This window comes from Candidatus Solirubrobacter pratensis (assembly GCF_000425945.1).
Taxonomy (GTDB): Bacteria; Actinomycetota; Thermoleophilia; order Solirubrobacterales; family Solirubrobacteraceae; genus Solirubrobacter; species Solirubrobacter pratensis.
The window spans coordinates 540,975-560,579 of the sequence record NZ_AUEK01000006.1 but is presented as its reverse complement, the minus strand read 5'-3'; the positions used below and the strand labels follow the sequence as shown (position 1 = coordinate 560,579).

Sequence of the window (19,605 nt, the reverse complement as noted above, 5' to 3'; positions counted from 1 at the left end):
ATCCCTTAGGGCGATGGTCACAGAACCGCCCTGTCGCGATAGTTACTCCCACAGAGAGGCTGACCACCTCATCGACGCGAAGGCCACCGGGCTGTTCTCCCCTCCCGACGCTCGCCGGCCGGACGCACCTCAGGGCCGCTGCGCCTGACCAGCGCGGCGGCCCGAACCCCCTTCCACCCGGCGCCGGACCAGCGCGTCGACTTCGATCCCCGTGACGAAGACGGTCGCGGACAGGTAGAGGTACTCGATCGTCACGAACACGGTGGCGAGCCCGCCGTAGACGGAGCCGTAGTCGGCGACCGAGCGGGCGTACCAGCCGAAGAGCGCCGAGGTGACCGCCCAGCCGACCACGACGAGCAACGCGCCGAGGCCTGCCCACCGGACCGGCTGGCGCTCCGCGGGCGCGAAGCGGCCGAGGATCGCGACGATCAGCAGCAGCAGCGCCGCTGCGGCGCCCCAGCGCAGCGCGAAGGCCGCGAGCGCGACCAGCGTGCCCGAGCCGAGCAGGGCGCCGACGGCGGGGCCGCCGGCGAACACCAGGGCCGCCGCGGCGATCACCAGCGCGCCGACCACGACCGCGAGGCCGCACGAGACGGCGAGGCGCCGGCGCAGCGAGCGCCGGTCCTCGAGCCCGTTGACGGCGTTGAAGGCGCCCATGACCGCGCGCATCGCGCCGGAGACCTCCCAGATCGCGATCGCCGCGCCGAAGGTGAGCCAGAACGCGCGGCGATGCCCGAGCACCTCGGCGACGGTGCTCTGGATGACGCTGAAGGCCGCCGGGGACACGTTCGGGCGGATGCTGGGTGCGACGTGGTGGCGCCAGACGCCGTCGAGATGCAGGAATCCCAGGAGCCCGAGTGCGAAGAGGCTGAGCGGGATCAGCGCGAAGAAGACGCGGAAGGAGATCGCGCTCGCGTAGGTGAGGAGGTTGTGCTCCTCGAAGCCGCGAGTCAGCGCCCGCGCCCAACCCATGAGACGACGCGGTCCGGCCGGGGTGCGCCGTCGCATCAGGCGGCGAGCGCCGGGCCGGCGCACATGGCCGCGCACTCGGTGGGCGCGCGGCCGACCACGCCGAACACGAGCGCGTAGTGCGGCTCGAAGGCGAGGTTGACGCTCGGGTGGGTGACGACGCGCTGCGTGTACGGCTCGCGCGGGTGCCACTCGACGAACCAGTGGCGCTCGACCAGGTGAGCGAGATCGGGCGACGGCGCGTATCGGGCGAGGCGGAAGTGGCGCGCCGCCGCCTCCGGATCGAGGACCCCGCGGTGGCTCGTGGTCGTCTCCATCGGCTGTCGCGTTCTTACGATACGGCCGCCCGGAGCCCTCGTAGGTTGGCCGCATGACCAAGCCGATTCCCGAGGGATTCCACACGCTCACCCCGTCGCTCGTGGTCGGCGACGGGCCCGCGGCGCGCGCGTCGCCGACCAGTTCCACGGCGACCGCGCCGGCTCGCTGCGCGACCCGTTCGGCCACCGCTGGATGCTCGCGACGCACATCACACCGAGGACATGAGCGACGAGGAGATGCAGCGCCGCATGGAGGAGGTCACGGCTACGTGACGCGAGCGCGCGCGGCGTCGACCGCGCGCTGCTCGCCGCGCTCGACGAGCCCGCGCAGGCGGTCCAGCGCGTCCCACACGTCGACGTAGGACGTGTAGAGCGGCGCCACCCCGAGCCGGATCGAGTCCGGCCCGCGGAAGTCCGGGACGACCGCCGCGCGCTCGATCAGCGCGCGGCAGATCGGCCACGCCTCGGGGTGGCGCAGCGAGACGTGCGAGCCGCGCCGGGCGGGGTCGCGCGGCGTGCCGAGCTCGAAGCCGAGCGGCGCCAGCCATTCGTCATGCAGCGCGATCACGAGCTCGGTCTGCGCGACCGACTTCTCGCGGATCGCCTCGATGCCGGCCTCGGCGGTCAGCCCGGCGCCGGCCTCGACCGCCGCGACGTTGAGGATCGGCGGCGTGCCGGCGAGGAAGCGGCCGATGCCCTCGGCGGGCTCGTACGGCCGCTCCATCGCGAACTGCTCGGCCTGCCCGAACCAGCCCCAGATCGGCGACCGCAGACCCGCCTGCAGCTCCTCCGCCACGTACAGGTACGCGGTCCCGCCCGGGCCCGAGTTGAGGTACTTGTACGTGCAGCCGACGGCGAGCTCGACGCCGGCATCGCGCAGGCGGACCGGCACGGCGCCGGCCGAGTGCGAGAGGTCCCAGACGATATGCGCGTCGTAGTCGCGGGCGAGGCGCGTCAGCGCCTCCATGTCGGCCAGCGCGCCGGAGCGGTAGGCGACGTGGCTGAGGACGATCAGCGCGACCGCGCCGTCCGCGAGCAGCGGCTCGAGGTCCGCCGGCTGCGGCCCGTGCAGCGGGTCCTCGGCCTCGAGCAGCCGCAGCTCGAGCCCGCGCTGCTCCGCGATCCCCTCGAGCACGTAGCGGTCGGTGGGGAAGTTGTCGCGATCGGTCACGAGCGCGCGCTGGGCCGAGAGCGAGTACGCGTCGAGCGTGGCGCAGGCGAGCTTGTAGAGGTTGACCGTCGTCGAGTCGCAGACGATCACCTCGCCGGGCCGCGCGCCGAGCGCCGCCTCCGCCAGCAGGTCGCCGGCGCGCGTGGGAGCGTCGATCCAGTCGTGCCAGCCGGAGACGAGCCGATCGCCCCACTGCTCGACGACCTCGTGCAGCCGCTCGCGGGTGTCGACCGAGAGCCGCCCGAGCGAGTTGCCGTCGAGGTAGATCAGCTCTGGGTCGGCCACCGTGAAGCGCTCGCGGAAGTGCGCCAGCGGGTCCTTCGCGTCGAGCGCGGCGGCCTCGTCGCGCGTCAGAGCCATTCGATCACCGCCTTCCACATGCGGTTGGACGGATCGAGGTGCCCGAAGTGGTCCTCGTCTGCGACCACGAGCCGCGAGCCCGACAGCTCGGCGAAGCGCTCGCTGATCTCCAGCGGCACCGTGTCGTCGCGCGAGCCGTGCACGAGCAGGGCGGGCGCGCTGAGCGGCAGCCGCTCGATCGGCGAGGCCTCCGCGCAGCGCTCCAGGTCGCCGCCCAGGAACTCTCGCGTCACGTCGTTCGAGAGCCCGAGCTCCCACGCGCGGCGGAGGTCGAGCACGCCGGCCTGCGAGACGACGCCGGTGACGGGCACGCGCGGATCCTCGCGCGTCGCGGCCCAGGCCGCCAGGTGGCCGCCGGCCGAGTGCCCGATCGCGACGACGCGTGACAGGTCGAGGTCGAGCTCCGCCAGGTGATCGATCGCCGCGGCCGCGTCGTCGAGCGTGGCCGGAACGCCCCCGCCTCCGCCGAGCCGCCGGTACTCGACGTTCCACGCGGTCCAGCCGCGCGCGGCGAGGTCGGCGGCGAGCGGGTCCATCAACGTCAGGTCGTAGCGGTCGCGCCAGAAGCCGCCGTGGATCAGGACGGCGACCCCGCGGTCGCCGCCCTCGTGGAGGTCCCCGAACTGCGAGGCGTCCTCGCCGTATCTATGCCGCGACGCCAAGGGAGCGCACAGCCTCGGCCAGCCGCGTGATGCCCTCGTCGATCTGTTCCGGGTTGACGCCCGAGTAGGCGAGCCGGAGCGTGTTCGCGCCGCCCTCGAGCAGGAAGTCGGTGCCCTTGACGAAGATCACCTCGCGCGCGGCGGCGGCCCGCTCGAGCTCCGCCACGTCGACCGCCTCCGGCAGCTCCACCCACATGAAGTAGCCGCCCTGCGGCGCCTGGAAGCGCGCCTCGGGGAGCTCGCGCTCGAGCGCGGCGACGAGCGCGTCGCGGCGGGCGCGCAGCGCCGTCTTGACGGTCTCGATCGCGCCGTCCATGCGCCCGGAGCGGGCGAACTGGTTCACGATCGACTGCGCGACCATGTTCGGCGAGATGTAGGTGTTGGTGGCGAGCGTCTGGATCTGCTTGATGACCGCCTGCGGCCCGACGAGGTAGCCCACGCGGATGCCCGGGCAGACGGTCTTCGAGAACGACGACGCGTAGACGACCTTGCCGGCGTCGTCCTGCGAGAGCATCGTCGGCAGCGGCTCGCCCTCGAAGCGGATCGAGACGTACGGGTCGTCCTCGAAGATCGTGAAGTCGTGCTCGGTCGCGAGCTCCAGCAGCCGGCCTCGCTTGGCCGCGGACAGCGTGTAGCCGGCCGGGTTCTGGAAGTTCGGGATGATGTGCGCGAGCTTGGGGCGGAAGCCCTGGCCCAGCGCGCCGGCGAGCTGCTCGACGTCGATCCCGTCGCGCTCGAGGTCGAACATGTGGATGTCCGCCCCGCGCCCGCGCAGGTTCAGCAGCGTGCGGTCGTAGGTCGGCGACTCCACCACGACGCCGTCGCCGGCGCCCACCATCAGCTCGAACAGGAACGCGTCGGCCTGCATCGACCCGTTGGTCACGAGCACCTGCTCGGCGGCCACGCCGTGCTGCTCGGCGATCCACTCGCGCAGCGGCACATAGCCGACCGACGTTCCGTAGGCCGTCGTCCCGGCCGGATCGTTGTCGAAGGCCAGCCGCGCGGACTCGCGCAGGCCCTCCACGTCGACGATGTCCAGCGACGGCGCCCCACGGGCGAAGGAGATCGTGGCCATGGCTGGCAGGATAGGAGACCGTGTCGCAGCGACAGTCACAGCTCCGCGCGCTGCTCCCGCGCGCGCTCGACCTCGCGGCCGCCTGGGAGGCGCAGGCGGGGGAGGCTCCCGGCCACCCGGCGCTCGAGCCCGACCCGCTGCGGCTGGACGCCGCGTGGGGCGAGTTCGCCGCGCGGATGCAGACCAACTACCCGTTCGCCCACCCGCGCTACGCGGGGCAGATGCTCAAGCCGCCGCACCCCGTGGCGGCCGCCGCCTACGCCGCCGCGATGCTCATCAACACCAACAACCACGCGCTCGACGGCGGCCCCGCGACGAGCGAGATGGAGAAGGAGGTCGTGCGCGACCTCGCCGCGATGTTCGGGCTGCCGGGCGACGCGCTGGGCCACCTGACCGCCTCGGGCACGATCGCCAACCTGGAGGCGCTGTGGATCGCGCGCGAGCTGCATCCCGGCAAGGCGGTCGTGTACGGCGCCAACGCGCATTACACCCATCAGCGGATGTGCGGCGTATTGGGCATCACCGGGCTCGCGGCTCCGGCGGGCGCGGACGGCCGGCTCGACCTGGACGCGGTCGACGCGCTGTGCCGCGCGCACGACGTCGGGACCGTCGTCCTGACCGCGGGCGCCACCGGCATCGGCGCCGTCGACCGGGTCGACGAGGCGCTGGCCCTGCGCGAGCGCCACGGCGTGCGCCTGCACGTCGACGCCGCCTACGGCGGGTTCTTCGCGCTGCTGGACGACACGCTGATCGACGTCGCGCCGTTTCGCGCGATCGCCGGCTGCGACAGCGTCGTGGTCGATCCGCATAAGCACGGCCTGCAGCCGTACGGCTGCGGCGCGGTGCTGTTCCGCGACCCGTCGGTCGGCTCCCTCTACAAGCACGACTCGCCGTACACGTACTTCACGTCCGCCGAGCTGCACCTGGGCGAGATCAGCCTCGAGTGCTCACGCGCCGGCGCGGCCGCCGCGGCGCTGTGGTTGACGCTGCGGGCGCTCGACCTCGCGCCGATCCTCGCCGCCGGCGTGCGTGCGGCGAACGCGTGGGCGGACCTGATCGAGGCCTCGGAGCTGCTCGACCTCTACACGCGGCCGGAGCTCGACATCCTCTGCTTCCACCCGTGCGCCGGCTCGCCGGAGGCGATCGACGCGGCCGTCCAGCGCATCCTCGAGGACGGCATGGCGACGGAGGACCCGGTCTACCTCAGCACGCTGCACACCGGCGAGCACCGCGTGCTGCGCAGCGTGCTGATGAAGCCCGAGCACGAGCCGCACGTGCCGTGGCTGCACGAGCGGGTCGAAGCGCTCACCGCAGCCGCGACACGGTGAGCGCGAAGCGGCCGCCGTACGCCGCCGGGCCGGCGGGCGAGCGCGTGAGCGCGCCGGGGCCGGCGGCCGAGCCGGCGACCAGCAGCTTCGACCCGTCGTTGTCGATCGCGTCGAGCGTCGTGTAGATCGGGTCGCCGCCCGGCGGCCGCCCCAGCTTCGGGTAGGTCAGGCCGCGGTTGCCGAAGGTCGTGTCGCGGCGGCCGCTCGCCCGCAGGCGCACGAGCAGCGAGTCGGGCGGATCGCCGGTGCCGGTCACGACGATGCGCCCGTTGCCGTCGCGCGTGAACGCCGTCACGCGCAGGTCGCGGCCGGCGCGCGAGATGCGCGCGATGCCGTCGCGGCCGAAGCGGGGGTCGAGCGTCCCGTCGGGCTTCAGGCGCAGCACGACGCCTCGCAGCGTGCCCTTCGGCGTCACGTCGGTGCCGGCCACGAGCAGCGTGTTCGACGGGCCGCCGCGGACCGCCGCCGCGCCCGCCCCGAGCCCGCTGAACGGCGTCAGCGGCAGCGAGACGACGCCGGTGCCGCCGAAGCTCGGGTCGGGCGCGCCGTTGACGAGCAGGCGGCCGACGACGAACGTCGCGGGGCCGGACCGGTCGCCGCCGGCGCCGACGCAGAAGACGATCGTGCCGTCGGGCTTGGCCAGCACGCCGGTCGCGCGGCCGGCGAGCTGCAGGCTCGCGCCGTCGACCGTCCCGCCGGCGCCGAACGTCGTATCGGGCGAGCCGTCGGGCGCGAGCCGCAGCACGTAGGGGATCTCCCCGCCGGCCGACGTGCGGCCGGCGGCGACGATGATGTCGCCGGTCCGGTCCATGGTCATCGCCCCCAGCGTCGAGCCCGGCGGCCCCGTGATCACGTAGCCGAGGCCGCCGCCGAAGCTGGGGTCGATCTCGCCGTCGGGCAGGAAGCGGACCAGCGCGATCTGCGAGCCCGCGGCGGTCTGCAGCGTGGCGGCGGCGACGATCCGGCCGTCGCGGAACGTCGCGAGCGAGCGCACGCCGTCCAGGGTCGTGCCCGGCAGCGACGGCGCGACCTGGCCGCGGGTCCCGAAGCCGGAGTCCAGCGAGCCCGTCCTGCGCAGCCGCAGCACGACCAGCTTGCCGGCGGCGCTGCCGCCCGCGAGCACCTTGTGGCCGGCGATCACCTTCACCGCGCCGCCGACGGCGTCCGCGCCGGTCGCCTTCAGCGTGACCGAGCCGCGGTGCCCGAACGCATGGTCGGGATCCCCCGGACGGGCATGCGCGGCGGCGGGGGCGAGCAGGAGCAGCGCGGCGGCCGCGCTCATGGTGCGGAGCATGGGACTGCTCCAACCCGCCTGAAGGGGGTTCGGTGCGGCGTCAACCCTCAAGTTCTGCGCTCCCATGCCGTTGCATCAAGCGAACCATGCGACGCCTCCTCCTCCTTGTCATGGCGATCACCGCCGGCCTCGTGCATGTCACGGCGGCCTCTGCCGCCACGCCCGGCGTGACCGTCACGTCGGTGCCTCTCTCCGATGCCCAGTGGGCAAAGCTCCAGGCGTCCGGGGCCAAGTCCGTGCGCGTATGGGCGTTCACGTCCTGGGTGGAGGACAGCCCGGGCGTCCTGACCGGCTGGCGCATCGACCAGTACAAGGCGTTCGCTCAGCGCGCGAGCTCGATGGGCATCGGCACGCTGATCACGCTCCTGGGCGCGCCCGGCTCCAACACGCCGCCGGACCCGGCCGCCTACGCCCGCGTCGCCGGCGAGCTGGCGCAGGCGCTGAAGGGGACCGGCGTGATCGGCTACGAGGTCTGGAACGAGCCCGACGACTCGCCGTACTGGGGCGGCGGGCCCGATCCCGCGGCCTACGCGGCGCTGCTCAGGGCCGCCTACCCGGCGCTGAAGGGCGGCGACCCCGGGGCGGCCGTCGTCACCGGCGGCCTGGTCGGGAACGACTACGACTTCCTCCAGTCGCTGTACGCCAACGGCGCCAAGGGCTCCTTCGACGCCGTCGGCATCCACACCGACACGGCGTGCCTGACGGCCGATCCGCGCGAGTACTACCGCGAGCCGAGCGGCCGCATCGGGCGCTACTCGTTCACCGGCTACCGCGAGGTGCGCCAGACGATGGCGGCCAACGGCGATGCGAAGCCGATCTGGATGACCGAGCTCGGCTGGTCGACGACGGGCGCGACCTGCAACGTCGGCGACCGTGCGGGCACCAAGCCCGGTGGCGTCTCCCCGGCCCAGCAGGCCGACTTCCTCGCGAAGGCGTACGGCTGCCTCGCGGACGACCCGTACGTGGGGCAGGGAATGTGGTTCTCGCTCTGGGACGCCGACTCCAGCAACCCGACCTACGACCACCAGCTCGGGCTGATGGACAGCGCGCTGAACCCGAAGCCGGCCTTTGCCACCTTCCAGGGCGCGGGCGCGGCGGCGCCGATCGCGTGTGGAGGCGTGGTCGACACCACCGCGCCGACGGTGCGGATCACCGCGCCGGCCGCCGGCTCGATCTACCTCGCGGCGCTGAAGATCGCCGTCAGCGCCGACGACGACCACGGCGTCCGCAACGTCGACGTGTTCGTCGACGGCAAGGAGATCCCGGTCGTCACGAAGTCGCAGAGCGCGACCGCCGCGAAGGTGTCGCTCGAGTGGCAGGGCGCGAAGAAGCTCGCCTACGGCCCGCACACGCTCGTCGCCAAGGCCCGCGACGAGGCCAAGAACACCGGCACCGCGACCGTCAGGTTCACGAAGGCGGGCGGCGGCAAGTACAAGATCGCGATCGCCACGAAGATCGACCTCGCGCTCGGCAAGGTCGCTCATCGCAAGCTGACGGTCCGCGGCAGGGTCATCCCGGCGCAGAAGCTTGCCTCAGTCTCCGGGAAGACGCAGATCACGTTCGAGCGCAAGCATGGCTCCAAGTGGATCGGCACGTCGCGCTTCAGCAAGGGCGCCAAGTCGCCGTTCAGGTTCACGTACCGCTTCGAGAAGCCCGGAACGTGGCGCGTGAAGGCGAGGTTCGTCCCGAAGACGGGCTCGTCCTACAAGGCGAGCTCGCTGAAGCCGGCGATCCTCAAGGTCCACTAGCGGGCCGGGCGGGCAGCAGAACCGGGGGTGGAGCATGCCCGTTCAGAACGGGCACGCTCCGCCGGAGTTGCTCAGGCGGGCTTGAGCGAGCCGGCGATCTCGGCGGCGATCTCCGCCACCTCGGTCGGCGTGCGGCCGACGCGGACGCCCTTGGCCTCGAGCGCCTCGGCCTTGGCCTTCGCCGTCCCGGCGGTGCCGGAGACGATCGCGCCCGCGTGACCCATCGTCTTGCCGGGCGGGGCGGTGAAGCCCGCGATGTAGGCGACGACCGGCTTGGAGACGTGCGAGCCGATGTAGTCCGCGGCCTCCTCCTCGGCCGAGCCGCCGATCTCGCCGGCCATCACGATCAGCTCGGTCTCGGGGTCGGCCTCGAAGAGCGCGATGATGTCGATGAAGCTCGAGCCCGGGACCGGATCGCCGCCGATGCCGACGATGCTCGAGTTGCCGAACCCGCGCTGAGCCAGCTCGTTGCCGATCTGGTAGGTCAGCGTGCCCGAGCGCGAGACGACGCCGACGTTGCCCTCGCTGAAGAACGCGGCCGGGATGATGCCGACGTTGGCCTTGCCCGGCGAGAGGATGCCGGGGCAGTTCGGCCCCACCAGGCGCACGTTCGGGTTGCCCGCCAGGTGGTTGTAGACGCGCAGCTCGTCGTGCGCCGGGATGCCCTCGGTGATCGCGACGATCAGCGAGATGCCGGCGTCCTCGGCCTCGAGGATCGAGTCGGCGGCGAAGCGCGGCGGGACGAAGATCATCGCCGTGTTGGCGCCGGTGCGCGCGACCGCGTCGTGGAACGTGTTGAAGACCGGGACGCCCTCGACGTCCTGGCCGCCCTTGCCCGGCGTGACGCCGGCGACGACGTCGGTGCCGTAGCGGCGGTTGTTCATCGCGTGGAACGTGCCTTCGCGGCCGGTGATGCCGGAGACGACCAGCTTGGTGTCGTTGTCGACGAGAATGCTCATGTCAGCCGGCTAGCTCCACGACCTTCTTGGCGGCACCGAGCATGGTGGACTCGGTGTGCACGTTGGGCAGGTTCGCGTCGGCGAGCAGCTTGCGGCCCTCGACATCGTTGGTGCCGTCCAGCCTGACGACGAAGGGCACCGTCGGGTTGATCTGGTTGAACGCCTCGATCAGGCCGCGCGCCACCTCGTCGCAGCGCGTGATGCCGCCGAAGATGTTGAACAGGACGGCGGTGACGTTCTCGTTGGAGAGGATCACCTCGACCGCCTGCGTGATCGCCTCGGCGCGCGAGCCGCCGCCGGCGTCGAGGAAGTTCGCGGGCCGGCCGCCGGCCTGGGCCACGACGTCGAGCGTCGACATCACGAGCCCGGCGCCGTTGCCGAGGATGCCGACGTTGCCGTCGAGCTTGACGAACGTCAGCCCGCGCTCGCGCGCCATCCGCTCCTGGTCGTCCTCGGCCGCGACGTTGCGCAGCGCGGCGTTGTCCGGGTGGCGGAAGAGCGAGTTGTCGTCGAGCGTGACCTTGGCGTCGAGCGCCTTGACGTCGCGCTCCGGCGTGACGATCAGCGGGTTGACCTCGACGAGCATGGCCTCCTCCGCGACGAACGCGTCGTAGAGGTGGCTCAGCAGCGCGCCGATCGGCCGCACGACGTCCGCGTCGACGCCGGCGTCGAACGCGAGCCGGCGGGCGTGGAAGTCCTGGAAGCCGAGCAGCGGGTCCACGTGCAGGCGGGCGATCGCGTCCGGGTTGGTGTCGGCGACCTCCTCGATGTCCATGCCGCCCTGCGTCGAGAGCATCACGAGCGGCCGCTTGGCGGCGCGGTCGAAGACGATCGAGGCGTAGTACTCGGACGCGATGTCCGAGGCCGCCTCGACCCATACCTCGTGGACGGTGTGGCCGCGGATGTCCATGCCGAGGATCGCGGTCGCGTGCTCCTCGGTCTCCTGCCGGTTCTGGGCAACCTTGATGCCGCCGGCCTTGCCGCGGCCGCCGATCTGCACCTGCGCCTTGATGACGCAGGGGTAGCCGATCTCATCCGCGGCGGCGACGGCCTCTTCGACGGTGGTGGCGGGCGTCCCGGTCGGCACCGGGACCCCGTGGCGGGCGAACAGCTGCTTGCCCTGGTATTCGAGAAGGTCCATGCGCGGGGGCGACTCTAGCGCCCCTGCGGCTCCCGTTCGCGCGGCTCGCCGAGCAGCGGGGTGGTTCCGTTGGCTCCCTTGTCGAGCGCGGCCTGGGGGGTCTCGGTCTTCGTCGCCTCGAGCAGCGGCTTGACGAGATCGATCGGCAGCGGGAACACGACCGTGGTGTTCTGGTTGATGCCGATCTCGCTCAGCGTCTGCAGGTAGCGAAGCTGCATCGTGGCCGGATTGACGCTGATCACGTCGGCGGCCTGCGACAGGCGCGCGGCGGCCTGGAACTCGCCCTCGGCGTTGATCACCTTCGCGCGCCGCTCGCGCTCGGCCTCCGCCTGGCGCGCCATCGCCTTCTGCATCGCCTGCGGGATGCCGACGTCCTTGATCTCGACCGTCGTGACCTTCACGCCCCACGGCTCGGTCTGGTCGTCGATGATCTTCTGCAGCTCCTCGTTGAGCTCCTCGCGCTCGCTCAGCAGCGAGTCGAGGTCGACCTTGCCGAGCACCGAGCGCAGCGTGGTCTGGGCGATCTGCGAGGTCGCCTTGAGGAAGCTCTCCACCTGCACGACGGCGCAGTTCGGATCGACGACGCGGAAGTAGACGACGGCGTCGACGCGCGCGGGCACGTTGTCCCGGGTGATCACGTCCTGCGGCGGCACGTTGAGCGTCACGGTGCGCAGCGACACGCGCACCATCCGGTCGATCGCGGGAACGAGCAGGACGAGGCCCGGTCCCTTGGTCGCGACCAGGCGCCCCATCCGGAACACGACGGCGCGCTCGTACTCGCGCAGCACGCGCACCGACGCTCCGGCGGCGACCAGCAGGACGGCAATGATCGCGACGAGCGCGACCACGATGGCGGTGATCATGGCGCCACCTCCCATTCCTCGGCGTGTCGGACCGTCAAAGTCAGTCCGTTGACGTGCTCGACGACGACGGCGTCGCCGGGCCGCAGGGCGGGCTCCTCCTGCAGGTCCCAGACGCGGGCGCGCCACAGTCCGCCGTCGACGAACACCTGCCCGGAGTCCCTGACCGTGCCGACGCGCCCGATGAGCCCGTTGCGGGCGAGCAGGCGGCGCGTGGCCAGCGCCTTGCGGACGAGGATCCAGACGCACAGCGCTCCGGCGAGGCCGATGCCGACCCCGGCGGCCAGCGACACGCCGACGCCCGTGCCCGCCCCGGAGAGGGCGAGGGCGACGCCCAGCGCAAGCGAAAGGACCGCCGCAGAGCCGAGTACGCCGTGGCTGGGCAAGTGCGCCTCCGCCACCACGAGCGTGGCGCCCACGAGCACGAGCAGTAGGCCGAGCGCGGACATCTGTTGCTCCTCTAAACCCAGGTTACTCCTGGGCTGACGCCGATTCGAGCGACCGAATGTCACAATGCACGGCCGCGATGCCCTTGCCCAAGGAAATCTCCTTCGTCACCTTCGACGTCTACGGCACCCTGATCGACTGGGAGTCCGGCGCGTACGACGCGTTCGCCAAAGAGGCGGAGAAGGACGGATACACGCTCTCCCGTGACGAGCTCGTCCCGCTGTTCCTCGAGATCCAGCAGGAGATCAAGGGCGGGTCGTACGAGCTCTACGCGGAGGTGCTGCGCCGCACCGCCGTCCAGATCTCGCGCCAGCTCGGCTGGCCGCTCGAGCCCTCGCGCTCCGGCTTCCTGCCGGACTCGGTCAAGCGCTGGCCTCCGTTCAAGGAGACCAACACGCAGCTCGAGCGCCTGGCCAAGAAGTACGAGCTCGGCCTGATCTCGAACATCGACGACAAGCTGCTCGGTGAGACGCGCCGGCACTTCAAGGCCGATTTCGACCTCGTCGTGACCGCGCAGCAGGTGCGCTCGTACAAGCCGGATCCGGCGCACTTCAAGGAATGCGAGCGGCGGATGGGCTCCAAGAAGGGCTGGGTGCACGTGGCGTCGTCGTACTACTACGACGTCGAGCCGTGCATCAAGGCGAAGATCCCGGTGATCTGGGTCAACCGCCACAAGGAGCCGCTGGACCCGTCGCAGAAGAAGCCGACCGCCGAGGTGCGGACGCTGCTGGAAGCGGCGAAGCTGCTCGGCGTCGCTTAGTGGTCCACTGATGCGGGCCGTCGGGCTACATCCCGACGTCATCGTCGTCACCTCGCGGGCGTATGCGACGGCCGCGGTGCTCGTGCGGGGCGGCGACGAGGCGTTCCTGATCGACTCGCCGGTGTTCCCCGACGAGCTCGACGTGCTCGCGGCGGTGGCGGCGCAGGCGGAGTTCCCCGTCGTCGGGCTGCTCGCGACGCATGGCGACTGGGACCACCTGCTCGGCGGCTACGCGTTCCCGGACGCGCCGCTCGGCGCGGCGGAGTCGACCGCGGCGCGGCTGATCTCGGAGGTCGGCACGCCGCAGCGCGAGCTGCGCGCGTTCGACGAGGAGCTGTACGTCACGCGGCCGCGGCCGCTCTCGCTGCCGGGGGCGCAGCAGCTGCCCGTGCCCGGGCACGTGGACGTCGGCTCCAGGGAGCTCGAGCTGCACCCGGCCGAGGGGCACACGGTCGACGGCATGGCGCTGTGGGCGCCCTGGGCCGGCGTGCTGATCGCCGGCGACTACCTGTCGCCCGTGGAGATCCCGATGATCTCCGAGGGCGGCTCGGCCTCCGCCTATCTCGCGACGCTCGCGCGCCTGGAGCCGCTTGTCGCGCAGGCCGCGCACGTCGTGCCGGGGCACGGCGGCGCGATCGAGGGCGAGCGTGCGCTCGCGATCCTGCGCGAGGACCGCGCCTACCTCGAGGCGCTGCTGGAGCGCGGCGCCGGCGCGCCGCTCCCGCTGGCGCGCCGCACGGGAGCACAGCGCGCCATCCACGCCAAGAACGCCGAGCGGGTCTCGCGACACTAGCCCGCGCTGATCAGCGGGATGCCGATCAGCGCGAGCACGACGCCCGCGCGCTGGGGCGGCGCAAGCCGCTCGCCGAGCAGGAAGTATGCGAGCGCGACGGTCACGACGGGGAACAGGCCGCCGAGCACGGCGACGAGGCTCAGCAGCCCGCCGGTCGTCGCGATCGCGAACGCCGAGTTGGCGGCCGTGTCGAGCAGGCCGATGCCGGCGAGGGCGGCGATCGTGCGCCCCCCGGGCCAGGTGCCGGCGAACGTCGCGACGGTGCCCGGCTCCGCGATCACCGCCGGCGGATGGGCGCCGACCGCCACCACGGCGTCCGGGCGCACCGTGCTCGCCCGCGCGGTGGTCCACCACAGCGCGGCGGCGAGCGCCGGGGCCGCCACGGCCCGGGCGGCCGCGACCCCGCTGAGCGAGTCGTGCGCGGCGGCCTTGTCGAGGAACACGAGCGAGAACCCGATCGCCAAGGCCGCCAGCAGCGCCAGCCGGATCGCCGCGCGGGCGTCCTTCGAGCCCTCGCTCGACGGCTCGCGGGCGGCGAGGATCACGCCGCCCAGCGCGAGCACGATGCCCGCCCATTGCAGCGGGCCCGGCCGCTCGCCGCCGCCGATCCCCCACAGCACGGGGACGATCGCGCTCGTGGCGCCGATCGGGGCGACGATGCTCATCGTCCCCAGCCCGAGCGCCGAGTACAGCGCCGTCACGCCGACGATCCCGATCACCCCGGACAGCGCGCCCGGCGCGAGCGCGTGGCGATCGACGCCGTGGAAGGCGAGGATCAGCGCGAGCGCGACGAGGCCGGCGAACTGGCCGATGAACGCGACGAGCATGACCGGGTGCCGGCGGGTCGCGCGGCCGGCGAGGAAGTCGGCGGTGCCCCACAGCAGCGAGGCCGACAGCGCTGCGGGGACGCCGTTCACGTCGAGGCGGCTGCCGCGGCGGCGCGGTAGGGCGCTTCCTCGCGGCGGATCAGGTCCGGGTTGGTGCCCGCCTCGAGCACGAGCTCGAGCGTGAGCAGCTGCGCGGCCAGCGCGCCGCCGAGCAGCGCGGCGGGGACGGGCGGGAGCGAGGTCTCGGGCGGATCGTGCAGGACCACGGTCGGCATCGAGAGCTCGGACGCGGCGGCGACGAGATCGCGGGCGCGGGCGTCGCGGCGGTCGCCCTCGCGGCGATCCAGCCGGATCACGACGAGGCCGGTGCGCGAATCGGCGGCCGGCAGGTGGCCATGCAGCACCTTCTCGAGCCCGAGCGGCGTGACGGGCATGTGCACGCCCTCCTCGATCTTGAGCGCGAGCTCGTGCGCGGTCACCATGTCCACGCCGCCGGCGGCGACGAGCAGGCGGTCGCAGCCGGCGAGCAGGCGGGCGTAGTCGGCCAGCACCTCGCGGCGCTCGAGCATGCCCTCGATGGCGGCCATGACCGGCGCGGGATCGACGTGCCCGGCGATGGCGGTGAACGCGAGCAGCGGCGAGAGGTAGCCGACGGTGTGGCACCAGGACGCGTCGCGCAGCGGCGTCTCGACGACGAGGTCGACGTCGTGCGCGGGGCTGGGGCGCGCGGTGACGAGGATCGTCGCCGCGTCGCAGGCCGCGAGCGCCGCCAGCGTCGCGGGCGTCTCGCCCTCGTGCGAGACGGCGATCAGGACGCCGCCGCGCTGGGGCTCCAGGCTCGCCTCGAACGCGTCGCGCGCGCCGCCGCCGAGCAGCGCGGCGCCGGCCATGGCGGCGTGCTCGCTCGTGCCGCAGCCGGTGAGGATGAGCGGATCGCCGGAGGTGCGGACCAGCGCCGCCGCCTCGGCGATCGCGGGCGACGCCAGGATCGGGCCGACGAGGCCCGGCTCGTCCAGGATCATCTCCTCCATCGCCCACGGAGGGCCGCTGCGCAGCTCGGGGGTCTCGCTCATGGGGGAGCACGGTACCTTCCTGGTGGCCCGGTTGACAGGGCCACCTCGACGCCGATGAACCGAGCCACCGAACTCTTCACCGAGCTGGACCGCGGCAACGGGACGCCGCTGCGCGCGCAGCTCGAGCACTCGGTGTGCGACGCGATCGCCGGCGGCGGCCTGCGGCCGGGGGATCGTCTCCCGGCGTCGCGGCTGCTCGCGGAGGCGGCGGGGGTCTCGCGCGGCGTGGTCAGCGAGGCGTACGCGCAGCTCGCCGCCGAGGGCTGGATCGAGATCCGCCGCGGCCGCGCGCCGGTGGTGCGGGCCGAGGCGGTCGCGGCGCCGCTGCCGCGCCGAGGCCGCGCGGAGGCCGCGGGCCCGTCTTCCCCCGCCCGGCCGCGCCTGGACCTGACCGCCACGGCGCCGGATCTCGCCCGCTTCCCCCGCCGCGCGTGGATGGCGGGGACGCGCCGGGCGCTCGCCGCCATGCCGGACGCGGCGCTCGACTACGCCGACCCGCGCGGCGACGAGGAGCTGCGCACGGTGCTCGCGGCGTACCTCGTGCGGGTCTGCGGCGTCGCGGCGGCGCCGGAGCGGGTCGTCGTCACCGGCGGCTACACGCAGGGGCTGTGGCTCGCCTGCCGAGCGCTCGCCCGCCGCGGCGCGCGGCGCGTCGCCGTGGAGGATCCCTCGCTGGACGACTCACGGGCGACGATCCGCTCCGCCGGGCTGGAGCTCGTCGGCGTGCCCGTCGACGGCGACGGCGCGCGCATCGATCCGCGGCTCGACGCGGACGCGTTCCTCGTCACGCCCGCGCACCAGTTCCCGACGGGCGCCCTGCTCTCGCCCGAACGGCGCCGCGCGCTGCTGGCGTGGGCGGCCGAGGGCGACCGCCACGTGCTCGAGGACGACTACGACTCCGAGTACGCCTACGACAGCCCGCCCGTGCGCACGCTCCAGCGGCTCGCGCCCGAGCGCGTGATCTACCTCGGCACCGCGTCCAAGACGCTGGCGCCGGCGCTGCGGATGGGCTGGATGGCGGCTCCCGCGGAGCTCGTGGAGCCGATCGCCGCCGAGCGCTGGGCGGTCGACTCCGGCGGCCCGGCGATCGCCGCGCGCGCCTTCGCCGCCATGCTCGCCGCCGGGGAGGTCGACCGCCACATCCGCCGCACCCGCCGCGAGTACCACCTCCGCCGCGACCGCCTGGTCGCCGCGCTGCGCGAGCGCCTGCCGGACTGCCGCGTCGAAGGCCAGTCGGGCGGGCTCCATCTGCTGCTGCGCCTGCCGCCGGGAGCGGACGAGGACGCCGCGGTCGCCGCGCTGGAGCAGCGGAGGATCCGCATCCGCGGGCTTGCGGGCTACCGCCTGGCGGCGCTGGAGGAGGCGGGCGCCGCCGGGTCTCCCGCCGGGGACGGGCCGGCGCTCGTCGTCGGCTACGGGCGCCTCCCGCTCGCGTCGATCGACGCGGTCGCCGATGCCCTCCGCGACGCGATCGGGGCGGCGGGATGACCAAGCGCGTGACGCTGGCGACGGTCGCCGAGGCGCTCGGGGTGTCGCCGATGACGGTCTCGAACGCGTACAACCGGCCCGAGAAGCTCTCCCAGGAGCTGCGCCGGCGGGTGCTGGCGACGGCGGCCGAGCTCGGCTACGCCGGACCGCATCCCACGGCGCGCTCGCTGCGCCGCGGGCGCGCCGGGGCGCTCGGGGTCGTGCTCGGCGAGACGCTGCCGTACGCCTTCGAGGACCCCGCCGCGGTCGAGTTCCTGCGCGGGCTGGCGCGCGCCGGCGTGGACAGCGGCACCGCGCTGCACCTCGTGCCGGCCGGCGGCCGCGCCGGCGATCCCGCGCTCGTGCTCGACGCGGTCGTCGACGCGTTCGTGCTGTTCGCGCTGCCGGATGGGCACCCGATGATCGACGCGCTGCTGCAGCGCAACGTCCCGCTCGTCGTCGAGGGCGGGCCGGCGCTGCCGGGGCATCCGCTCGTGTCCGTCGACGAGGAGGCCGCGGCGGCGGCCGCGGTCGAGCACCTGCTCGCGCTGGGCCACCGCCGGCTCGGCGCGATCGCGATCCCGCTCGGTGAGTTCGAGACGCGCGGCGACCGCGACGTGCCCCCGGACGCCGTCGCCTCCCACCGCGTCACCCGCGGCCGCCTCGCGGGCTACCGCGCCGCGGCGCCGGAGATCGCCGTCCGCGAGGTCGTCGCGAACTCGCGCGAGCACGGCGAGCGGGCGGCGGGCGCGCTGCTCGACGCCGCGGAGCCGCCGACCGCGCTCGCGTGCATGAGCGACGAGCTCGCGATCGGCGCCCTGCGCGCGGCCGCCGCGCGCGGGCGCGAGATCGCGGTCGTCGGCTGGGACGACACCGAGGAGGCCGAGCGCGCGCGGCTGACGACGATCCACCAGTCGCTGCACGACCACGGGCGCCGGTGCGCGGAGCTCGCGGCGCAGGGCGCCGCCGCCGCGCCGGGCGTGCACCTGCAGCCGTGGCGCCTCGTCGTGCGCGACTCGACGCCGCGCGCCCGCTGAGCGGCAGCCGCCGGAACCCTGCTCGTCCGCCCCTCACCGCCTCGACGCGCGCGGCCGTTCCCGATCGTCCGAGATGCCTTGAATCGCGGCTTGTTTATCGATATACCGACCGGATGCACGAGTTCCGCCGCGACCGGATGACGTGGATCGCGTACGCGATGCTCGCGTGGTTCGCGTACCTGCAGGCGGCGCCCGGGATGATCGTGCCCCACCTGCGCGACGAGCTGCACCTGAGCTACTCGGCCGGCGGCCTGCACGTGGCGGGGTTCGCCGCCGGGAGCCTGCTCGCCGGCTTCATCGCGGGCCCGCTCGAGCGCGGCTATGGGCGCAAGCCGCTGTTCTGGTGCTCCGCCGTCGCCATGGGCGCCGGCGCCGCCCTGCTGACGGCCGGGCGGGTGGAGGCGGTCACGCTGGCCGCCATGCTCGTGATGGGCATCGGCGGCGGACTGCTCCTGATCACGGTCCAGGCCCTGTTGGCCGACCGCCACGGCGAGCTGCGGACGATCGCGCTGACCGAGGCCAACGTGGCCGCCAGCGCCGCCTACGTCGTCCTCATCGGCGGGCTGGCGCTCGCCGCGGCGCTCAGCCTGGGCTGGCGCGCCGCGCTGCTCGCGGTGCTGCTCCTGCCGCCCGCCGGGTACCTGTTCGCCCGCCGCGAGCCCTTGACGGCTCCGCCCCCGCCGCCGCGCGACCACGGGACGCTTCCCGCCCGCTTCTGGGTCGCCGCCGCGATGGTGTTCTTCACGACCGGCGCGGAGTGGTGCGTCACCGGCTGGGGAGCGAGCTTCGTCCGCGACGCCGCCGGCGTCTCCACCGACACCGGCGTGACGCTGATGGGCGGGTATTTCGCCGGCGTGCTCGCCGGGCGCATCGCCGGCAGCGCGCTCGCCCGGCGCTACGCCGCCTACCGCCTGCTCGCGGGCGCGCTCGCGCTGACCGCGCTCGGCTTCGCGGTCCTCTGGCCGGCGACCAGCCCCGCGGTGGCGCTCGCCGGCCTCACGATCGTCGGCCTCGGCCTCGGCAACCTGTTCCCGCTCGGCCTCTCGGTGACCGTCGGGCTCGCGCCGGACCATGCGCAGCTGGCCAGCGCGCGCATCGCGCTCGTGACGTCCTCCGCCGTCCTGCTCGCGCCGCTCACCGTCGGCGCACTCGCCGACGCGACCTCGATCACCGCGGCGCTCGCCGTCGTCCCCGCCGCGCTCGCGCTGGCCGCGGTCGGACTGACCTTCGTCACACGCGCGCAGGGCGCCCGCCCGCTCGCGGCTCAGGCTCCTACGTCAGCGCGGCGACCTGGCGCGCCGGGATCCGTGCGCTAGG

General features: G+C 73.7%; 19 protein-coding genes. 7 read left to right on the top strand and 12 right to left on the bottom strand.

The genetic code is table 11. The features are described from left to right. Positions 1–129: 129 nt before the first annotated feature. From H958_RS0106390 to H958_RS0106370, 5 genes are all read right to left on the bottom strand, one after another. On the bottom strand, positions 130–972 hold the full coding sequence (locus H958_RS0106390; RefSeq protein WP_028058051.1) for a YihY/virulence factor BrkB family protein: 843 nt from the start codon (positions 970–972) through the stop codon (positions 130–132). A 35-nt stretch (positions 973–1,007) separates the two neighbouring features. Next, positions 1,008–1,286: a DUF6597 domain-containing transcriptional factor gene (locus H958_RS45965; protein WP_028058050.1), complete on the bottom strand. Its 279-nt coding sequence runs from the start codon at positions 1,284–1,286 to the stop codon at positions 1,008–1,010. A gap of 265 nt (positions 1,287–1,551) precedes the next feature. Continuing rightward, on the bottom strand, positions 1,552–2,817 hold the full coding sequence (gene kynU / locus H958_RS0106380) for a kynureninase (protein ID WP_028058049.1): 1,266 nt from the start codon (positions 2,815–2,817) through the stop codon (positions 1,552–1,554). After that, positions 2,808–3,479, bottom strand: a complete 672-nt coding sequence (locus H958_RS35460) for an alpha/beta hydrolase family protein (protein WP_037409322.1) — start codon at positions 3,477–3,479, stop codon at positions 2,808–2,810. The genes kynU and H958_RS35460 overlap by 10 nt, the downstream gene beginning before the upstream one ends. Then, positions 3,463–4,563: an aminotransferase-like domain-containing protein gene (locus H958_RS0106370; RefSeq protein WP_407641130.1), complete on the bottom strand. Its 1,101-nt coding sequence runs from the start codon at positions 4,561–4,563 to the stop codon at positions 3,463–3,465. Before H958_RS0106370 ends, H958_RS35460 begins: the two co-directional genes overlap by 17 nt. A gap of 11 nt (positions 4,564–4,574) precedes the next feature. On the opposite strand from H958_RS0106370, the gene H958_RS0106365 reads away from it, so the two are divergent. Beyond that, entirely contained in the window at positions 4,575–5,882 is a 1,308-nt protein-coding gene (locus H958_RS0106365; RefSeq protein ID WP_196807239.1) for a pyridoxal phosphate-dependent decarboxylase family protein, read from the top strand. Here H958_RS0106365 and H958_RS0106360 read toward each other — a convergent pair. After that, complete coding sequence (locus tag H958_RS0106360; protein ID WP_231379182.1) at positions 5,860–7,164, bottom strand: hypothetical protein; 1,305 nt, start codon at positions 7,162–7,164, stop codon at positions 5,860–5,862. The two genes, H958_RS0106365 and H958_RS0106360, sit on opposite strands and share 23 nt — an antisense overlap. Positions 7,165–7,262: 98 nt before the next feature. Here H958_RS0106360 and H958_RS0106355 point away from each other — a divergent pair, with 98 nt between their 5' ends. Then, the gene (locus H958_RS0106355) at positions 7,263–8,924 is read left to right on the top strand and encodes an Ig-like domain-containing protein (RefSeq protein ID WP_156027735.1); all 1,662 of its coding nucleotides are present in this window, start codon (positions 7,263–7,265) and stop codon (positions 8,922–8,924) included. 71 nt (positions 8,925–8,995) lie between these two features. On the opposite strand, the gene sucD is transcribed toward H958_RS0106355, so the two are convergent. Genes sucD through H958_RS0106335 form a run of 4 tightly spaced genes read right to left on the bottom strand, consistent with a single transcriptional unit; the run spans position 8,996 to position 12,333 of the window. Further along, the gene (gene sucD / locus H958_RS0106350; RefSeq protein ID WP_028058044.1) at positions 8,996–9,883 is read right to left on the bottom strand and encodes a succinate--CoA ligase subunit alpha; all 888 of its coding nucleotides are present in this window, start codon (positions 9,881–9,883) and stop codon (positions 8,996–8,998) included. Position 9,884: 1 nt separating this feature from the next. Beyond that, a complete protein-coding gene (gene sucC, locus H958_RS0106345) occupies positions 9,885–11,024 on the bottom strand; it encodes an ADP-forming succinate--CoA ligase subunit beta (protein ID WP_028058043.1) in 1,140 nt (379 codons plus the stop codon). A gap of 14 nt (positions 11,025–11,038) precedes the next feature. Further along, complete coding sequence (locus H958_RS35455; protein WP_196807238.1) at positions 11,039–11,887, bottom strand: slipin family protein; 849 nt, start codon at positions 11,885–11,887, stop codon at positions 11,039–11,041. Continuing rightward, a complete protein-coding gene (locus H958_RS0106335) occupies positions 11,884–12,333 on the bottom strand; it encodes an NfeD family protein (RefSeq protein WP_028058042.1) in 450 nt (149 codons plus the stop codon). The genes H958_RS35455 and H958_RS0106335 overlap by 4 nt, the downstream gene beginning before the upstream one ends. 77 nt (positions 12,334–12,410) lie before the next feature. Between H958_RS0106335 and H958_RS0106330 the strand changes: the two genes are divergently transcribed. Both H958_RS0106330 and H958_RS0106325 read left to right on the top strand, forming a co-directional pair. After that, positions 12,411–13,091 (top strand): HAD-IA family hydrolase, encoded by a 681-nt coding sequence (locus H958_RS0106330; protein ID WP_028058041.1) that lies wholly within the window; start codon positions 12,411–12,413, stop codon positions 13,089–13,091. Positions 13,092–13,101: 10 nt separating this feature from the next. Next, complete coding sequence (locus tag H958_RS0106325) at positions 13,102–13,884, top strand: MBL fold metallo-hydrolase (protein WP_028058040.1); 783 nt, start codon at positions 13,102–13,104, stop codon at positions 13,882–13,884. Here the strand turns inward: H958_RS0106325 and H958_RS45960 are convergent. Next, positions 13,881–14,801: a DMT family transporter gene (locus H958_RS45960; protein WP_028058039.1), complete on the bottom strand. Its 921-nt coding sequence runs from the start codon at positions 14,799–14,801 to the stop codon at positions 13,881–13,883. The two genes, H958_RS0106325 and H958_RS45960, sit on opposite strands and share 4 nt — an antisense overlap. Beyond that, positions 14,798–15,784 (bottom strand): hypothetical protein, encoded by a 987-nt coding sequence (locus H958_RS0106315; protein ID WP_028058038.1) that lies wholly within the window; start codon positions 15,782–15,784, stop codon positions 14,798–14,800. The genes H958_RS45960 and H958_RS0106315 overlap by 4 nt, the downstream gene beginning before the upstream one ends. A gap of 54 nt (positions 15,785–15,838) precedes the next feature. On the opposite strand from H958_RS0106315, the gene pdxR reads away from it, so the two are divergent. The 3 genes from pdxR (at position 15,839) to H958_RS0106300 (ending at position 19,604) form a co-directional block, all read left to right on the top strand. Next, positions 15,839–17,272, top strand: a complete 1,434-nt coding sequence (gene pdxR / locus H958_RS0106310) for a MocR-like pyridoxine biosynthesis transcription factor PdxR (RefSeq protein WP_028058037.1) — start codon at positions 15,839–15,841, stop codon at positions 17,270–17,272. Next, positions 17,269–18,288 (top strand): substrate-binding domain-containing protein, encoded by a 1,020-nt coding sequence (locus H958_RS0106305; RefSeq protein WP_028058036.1) that lies wholly within the window; start codon positions 17,269–17,271, stop codon positions 18,286–18,288. Before pdxR ends, H958_RS0106305 begins: the two co-directional genes overlap by 4 nt. Positions 18,289–18,401: 113 nt before the next feature. Continuing rightward, positions 18,402–19,604, top strand: coding sequence for an MFS transporter (locus tag H958_RS0106300; protein ID WP_028058035.1), 1,203 nt, complete (start codon positions 18,402–18,404; stop codon positions 19,602–19,604). Position 19,605 lies beyond the last annotated feature (1 nt).

Excerpts from the sequence above, each read along its gene's own strand:
- H958_RS0106390 (WP_028058051.1), bottom strand. The coding sequence starts at position 972 with ATGGGTTGGGCGCGGGCGCTGACTCGCGGCTTCGAGGAGCACAACCTC.
- sucC (WP_028058043.1), bottom strand. The coding sequence starts at position 11,024 with ATGGACCTTCTCGAATACCAGGGCAAGCAGCTGTTCGCCCGCCACGGG.
- H958_RS0106335 (WP_028058042.1), bottom strand. The coding sequence starts at position 12,333 with ATGTCCGCGCTCGGCCTACTGCTCGTGCTCGTGGGCGCCACGCTCGTG.
- H958_RS0106360 (WP_231379182.1), bottom strand. The coding sequence starts at position 7,164 with ATGAGCGCGGCCGCCGCGCTGCTCCTGCTCGCCCCCGCCGCCGCGCAT.
- H958_RS0106325 (WP_028058040.1), top strand. The coding sequence starts at position 13,102 with ATGCGGGCCGTCGGGCTACATCCCGACGTCATCGTCGTCACCTCGCGG.
- pdxR (WP_028058037.1), top strand. The coding sequence starts at position 15,839 with ATGAACCGAGCCACCGAACTCTTCACCGAGCTGGACCGCGGCAACGGG.
- kynU (WP_028058049.1), bottom strand. The coding sequence starts at position 2,817 with ATGGCTCTGACGCGCGACGAGGCCGCCGCGCTCGACGCGAAGGACCCG.
- H958_RS0106330 (WP_028058041.1), top strand. The coding sequence starts at position 12,411 with ATGCCCTTGCCCAAGGAAATCTCCTTCGTCACCTTCGACGTCTACGGC.
- H958_RS0106315 (WP_028058038.1), bottom strand. The coding sequence starts at position 15,784 with ATGAGCGAGACCCCCGAGCTGCGCAGCGGCCCTCCGTGGGCGATGGAG.
- H958_RS0106300 (WP_028058035.1), top strand. The coding sequence starts at position 18,402 with ATGCACGAGTTCCGCCGCGACCGGATGACGTGGATCGCGTACGCGATG.
- sucD (WP_028058044.1), bottom strand. The coding sequence starts at position 9,883 with ATGAGCATTCTCGTCGACAACGACACCAAGCTGGTCGTCTCCGGCATC.
- H958_RS0106305 (WP_028058036.1), top strand. The coding sequence starts at position 17,269 with ATGACCAAGCGCGTGACGCTGGCGACGGTCGCCGAGGCGCTCGGGGTG.
- H958_RS45965 (WP_028058050.1), bottom strand. The coding sequence starts at position 1,286 with ATGGAGACGACCACGAGCCACCGCGGGGTCCTCGATCCGGAGGCGGCG.
- H958_RS0106355 (WP_156027735.1), top strand. The coding sequence starts at position 7,263 with ATGCGACGCCTCCTCCTCCTTGTCATGGCGATCACCGCCGGCCTCGTG.
- H958_RS35455 (WP_196807238.1), bottom strand. The coding sequence starts at position 11,887 with ATGATCACCGCCATCGTGGTCGCGCTCGTCGCGATCATTGCCGTCCTG.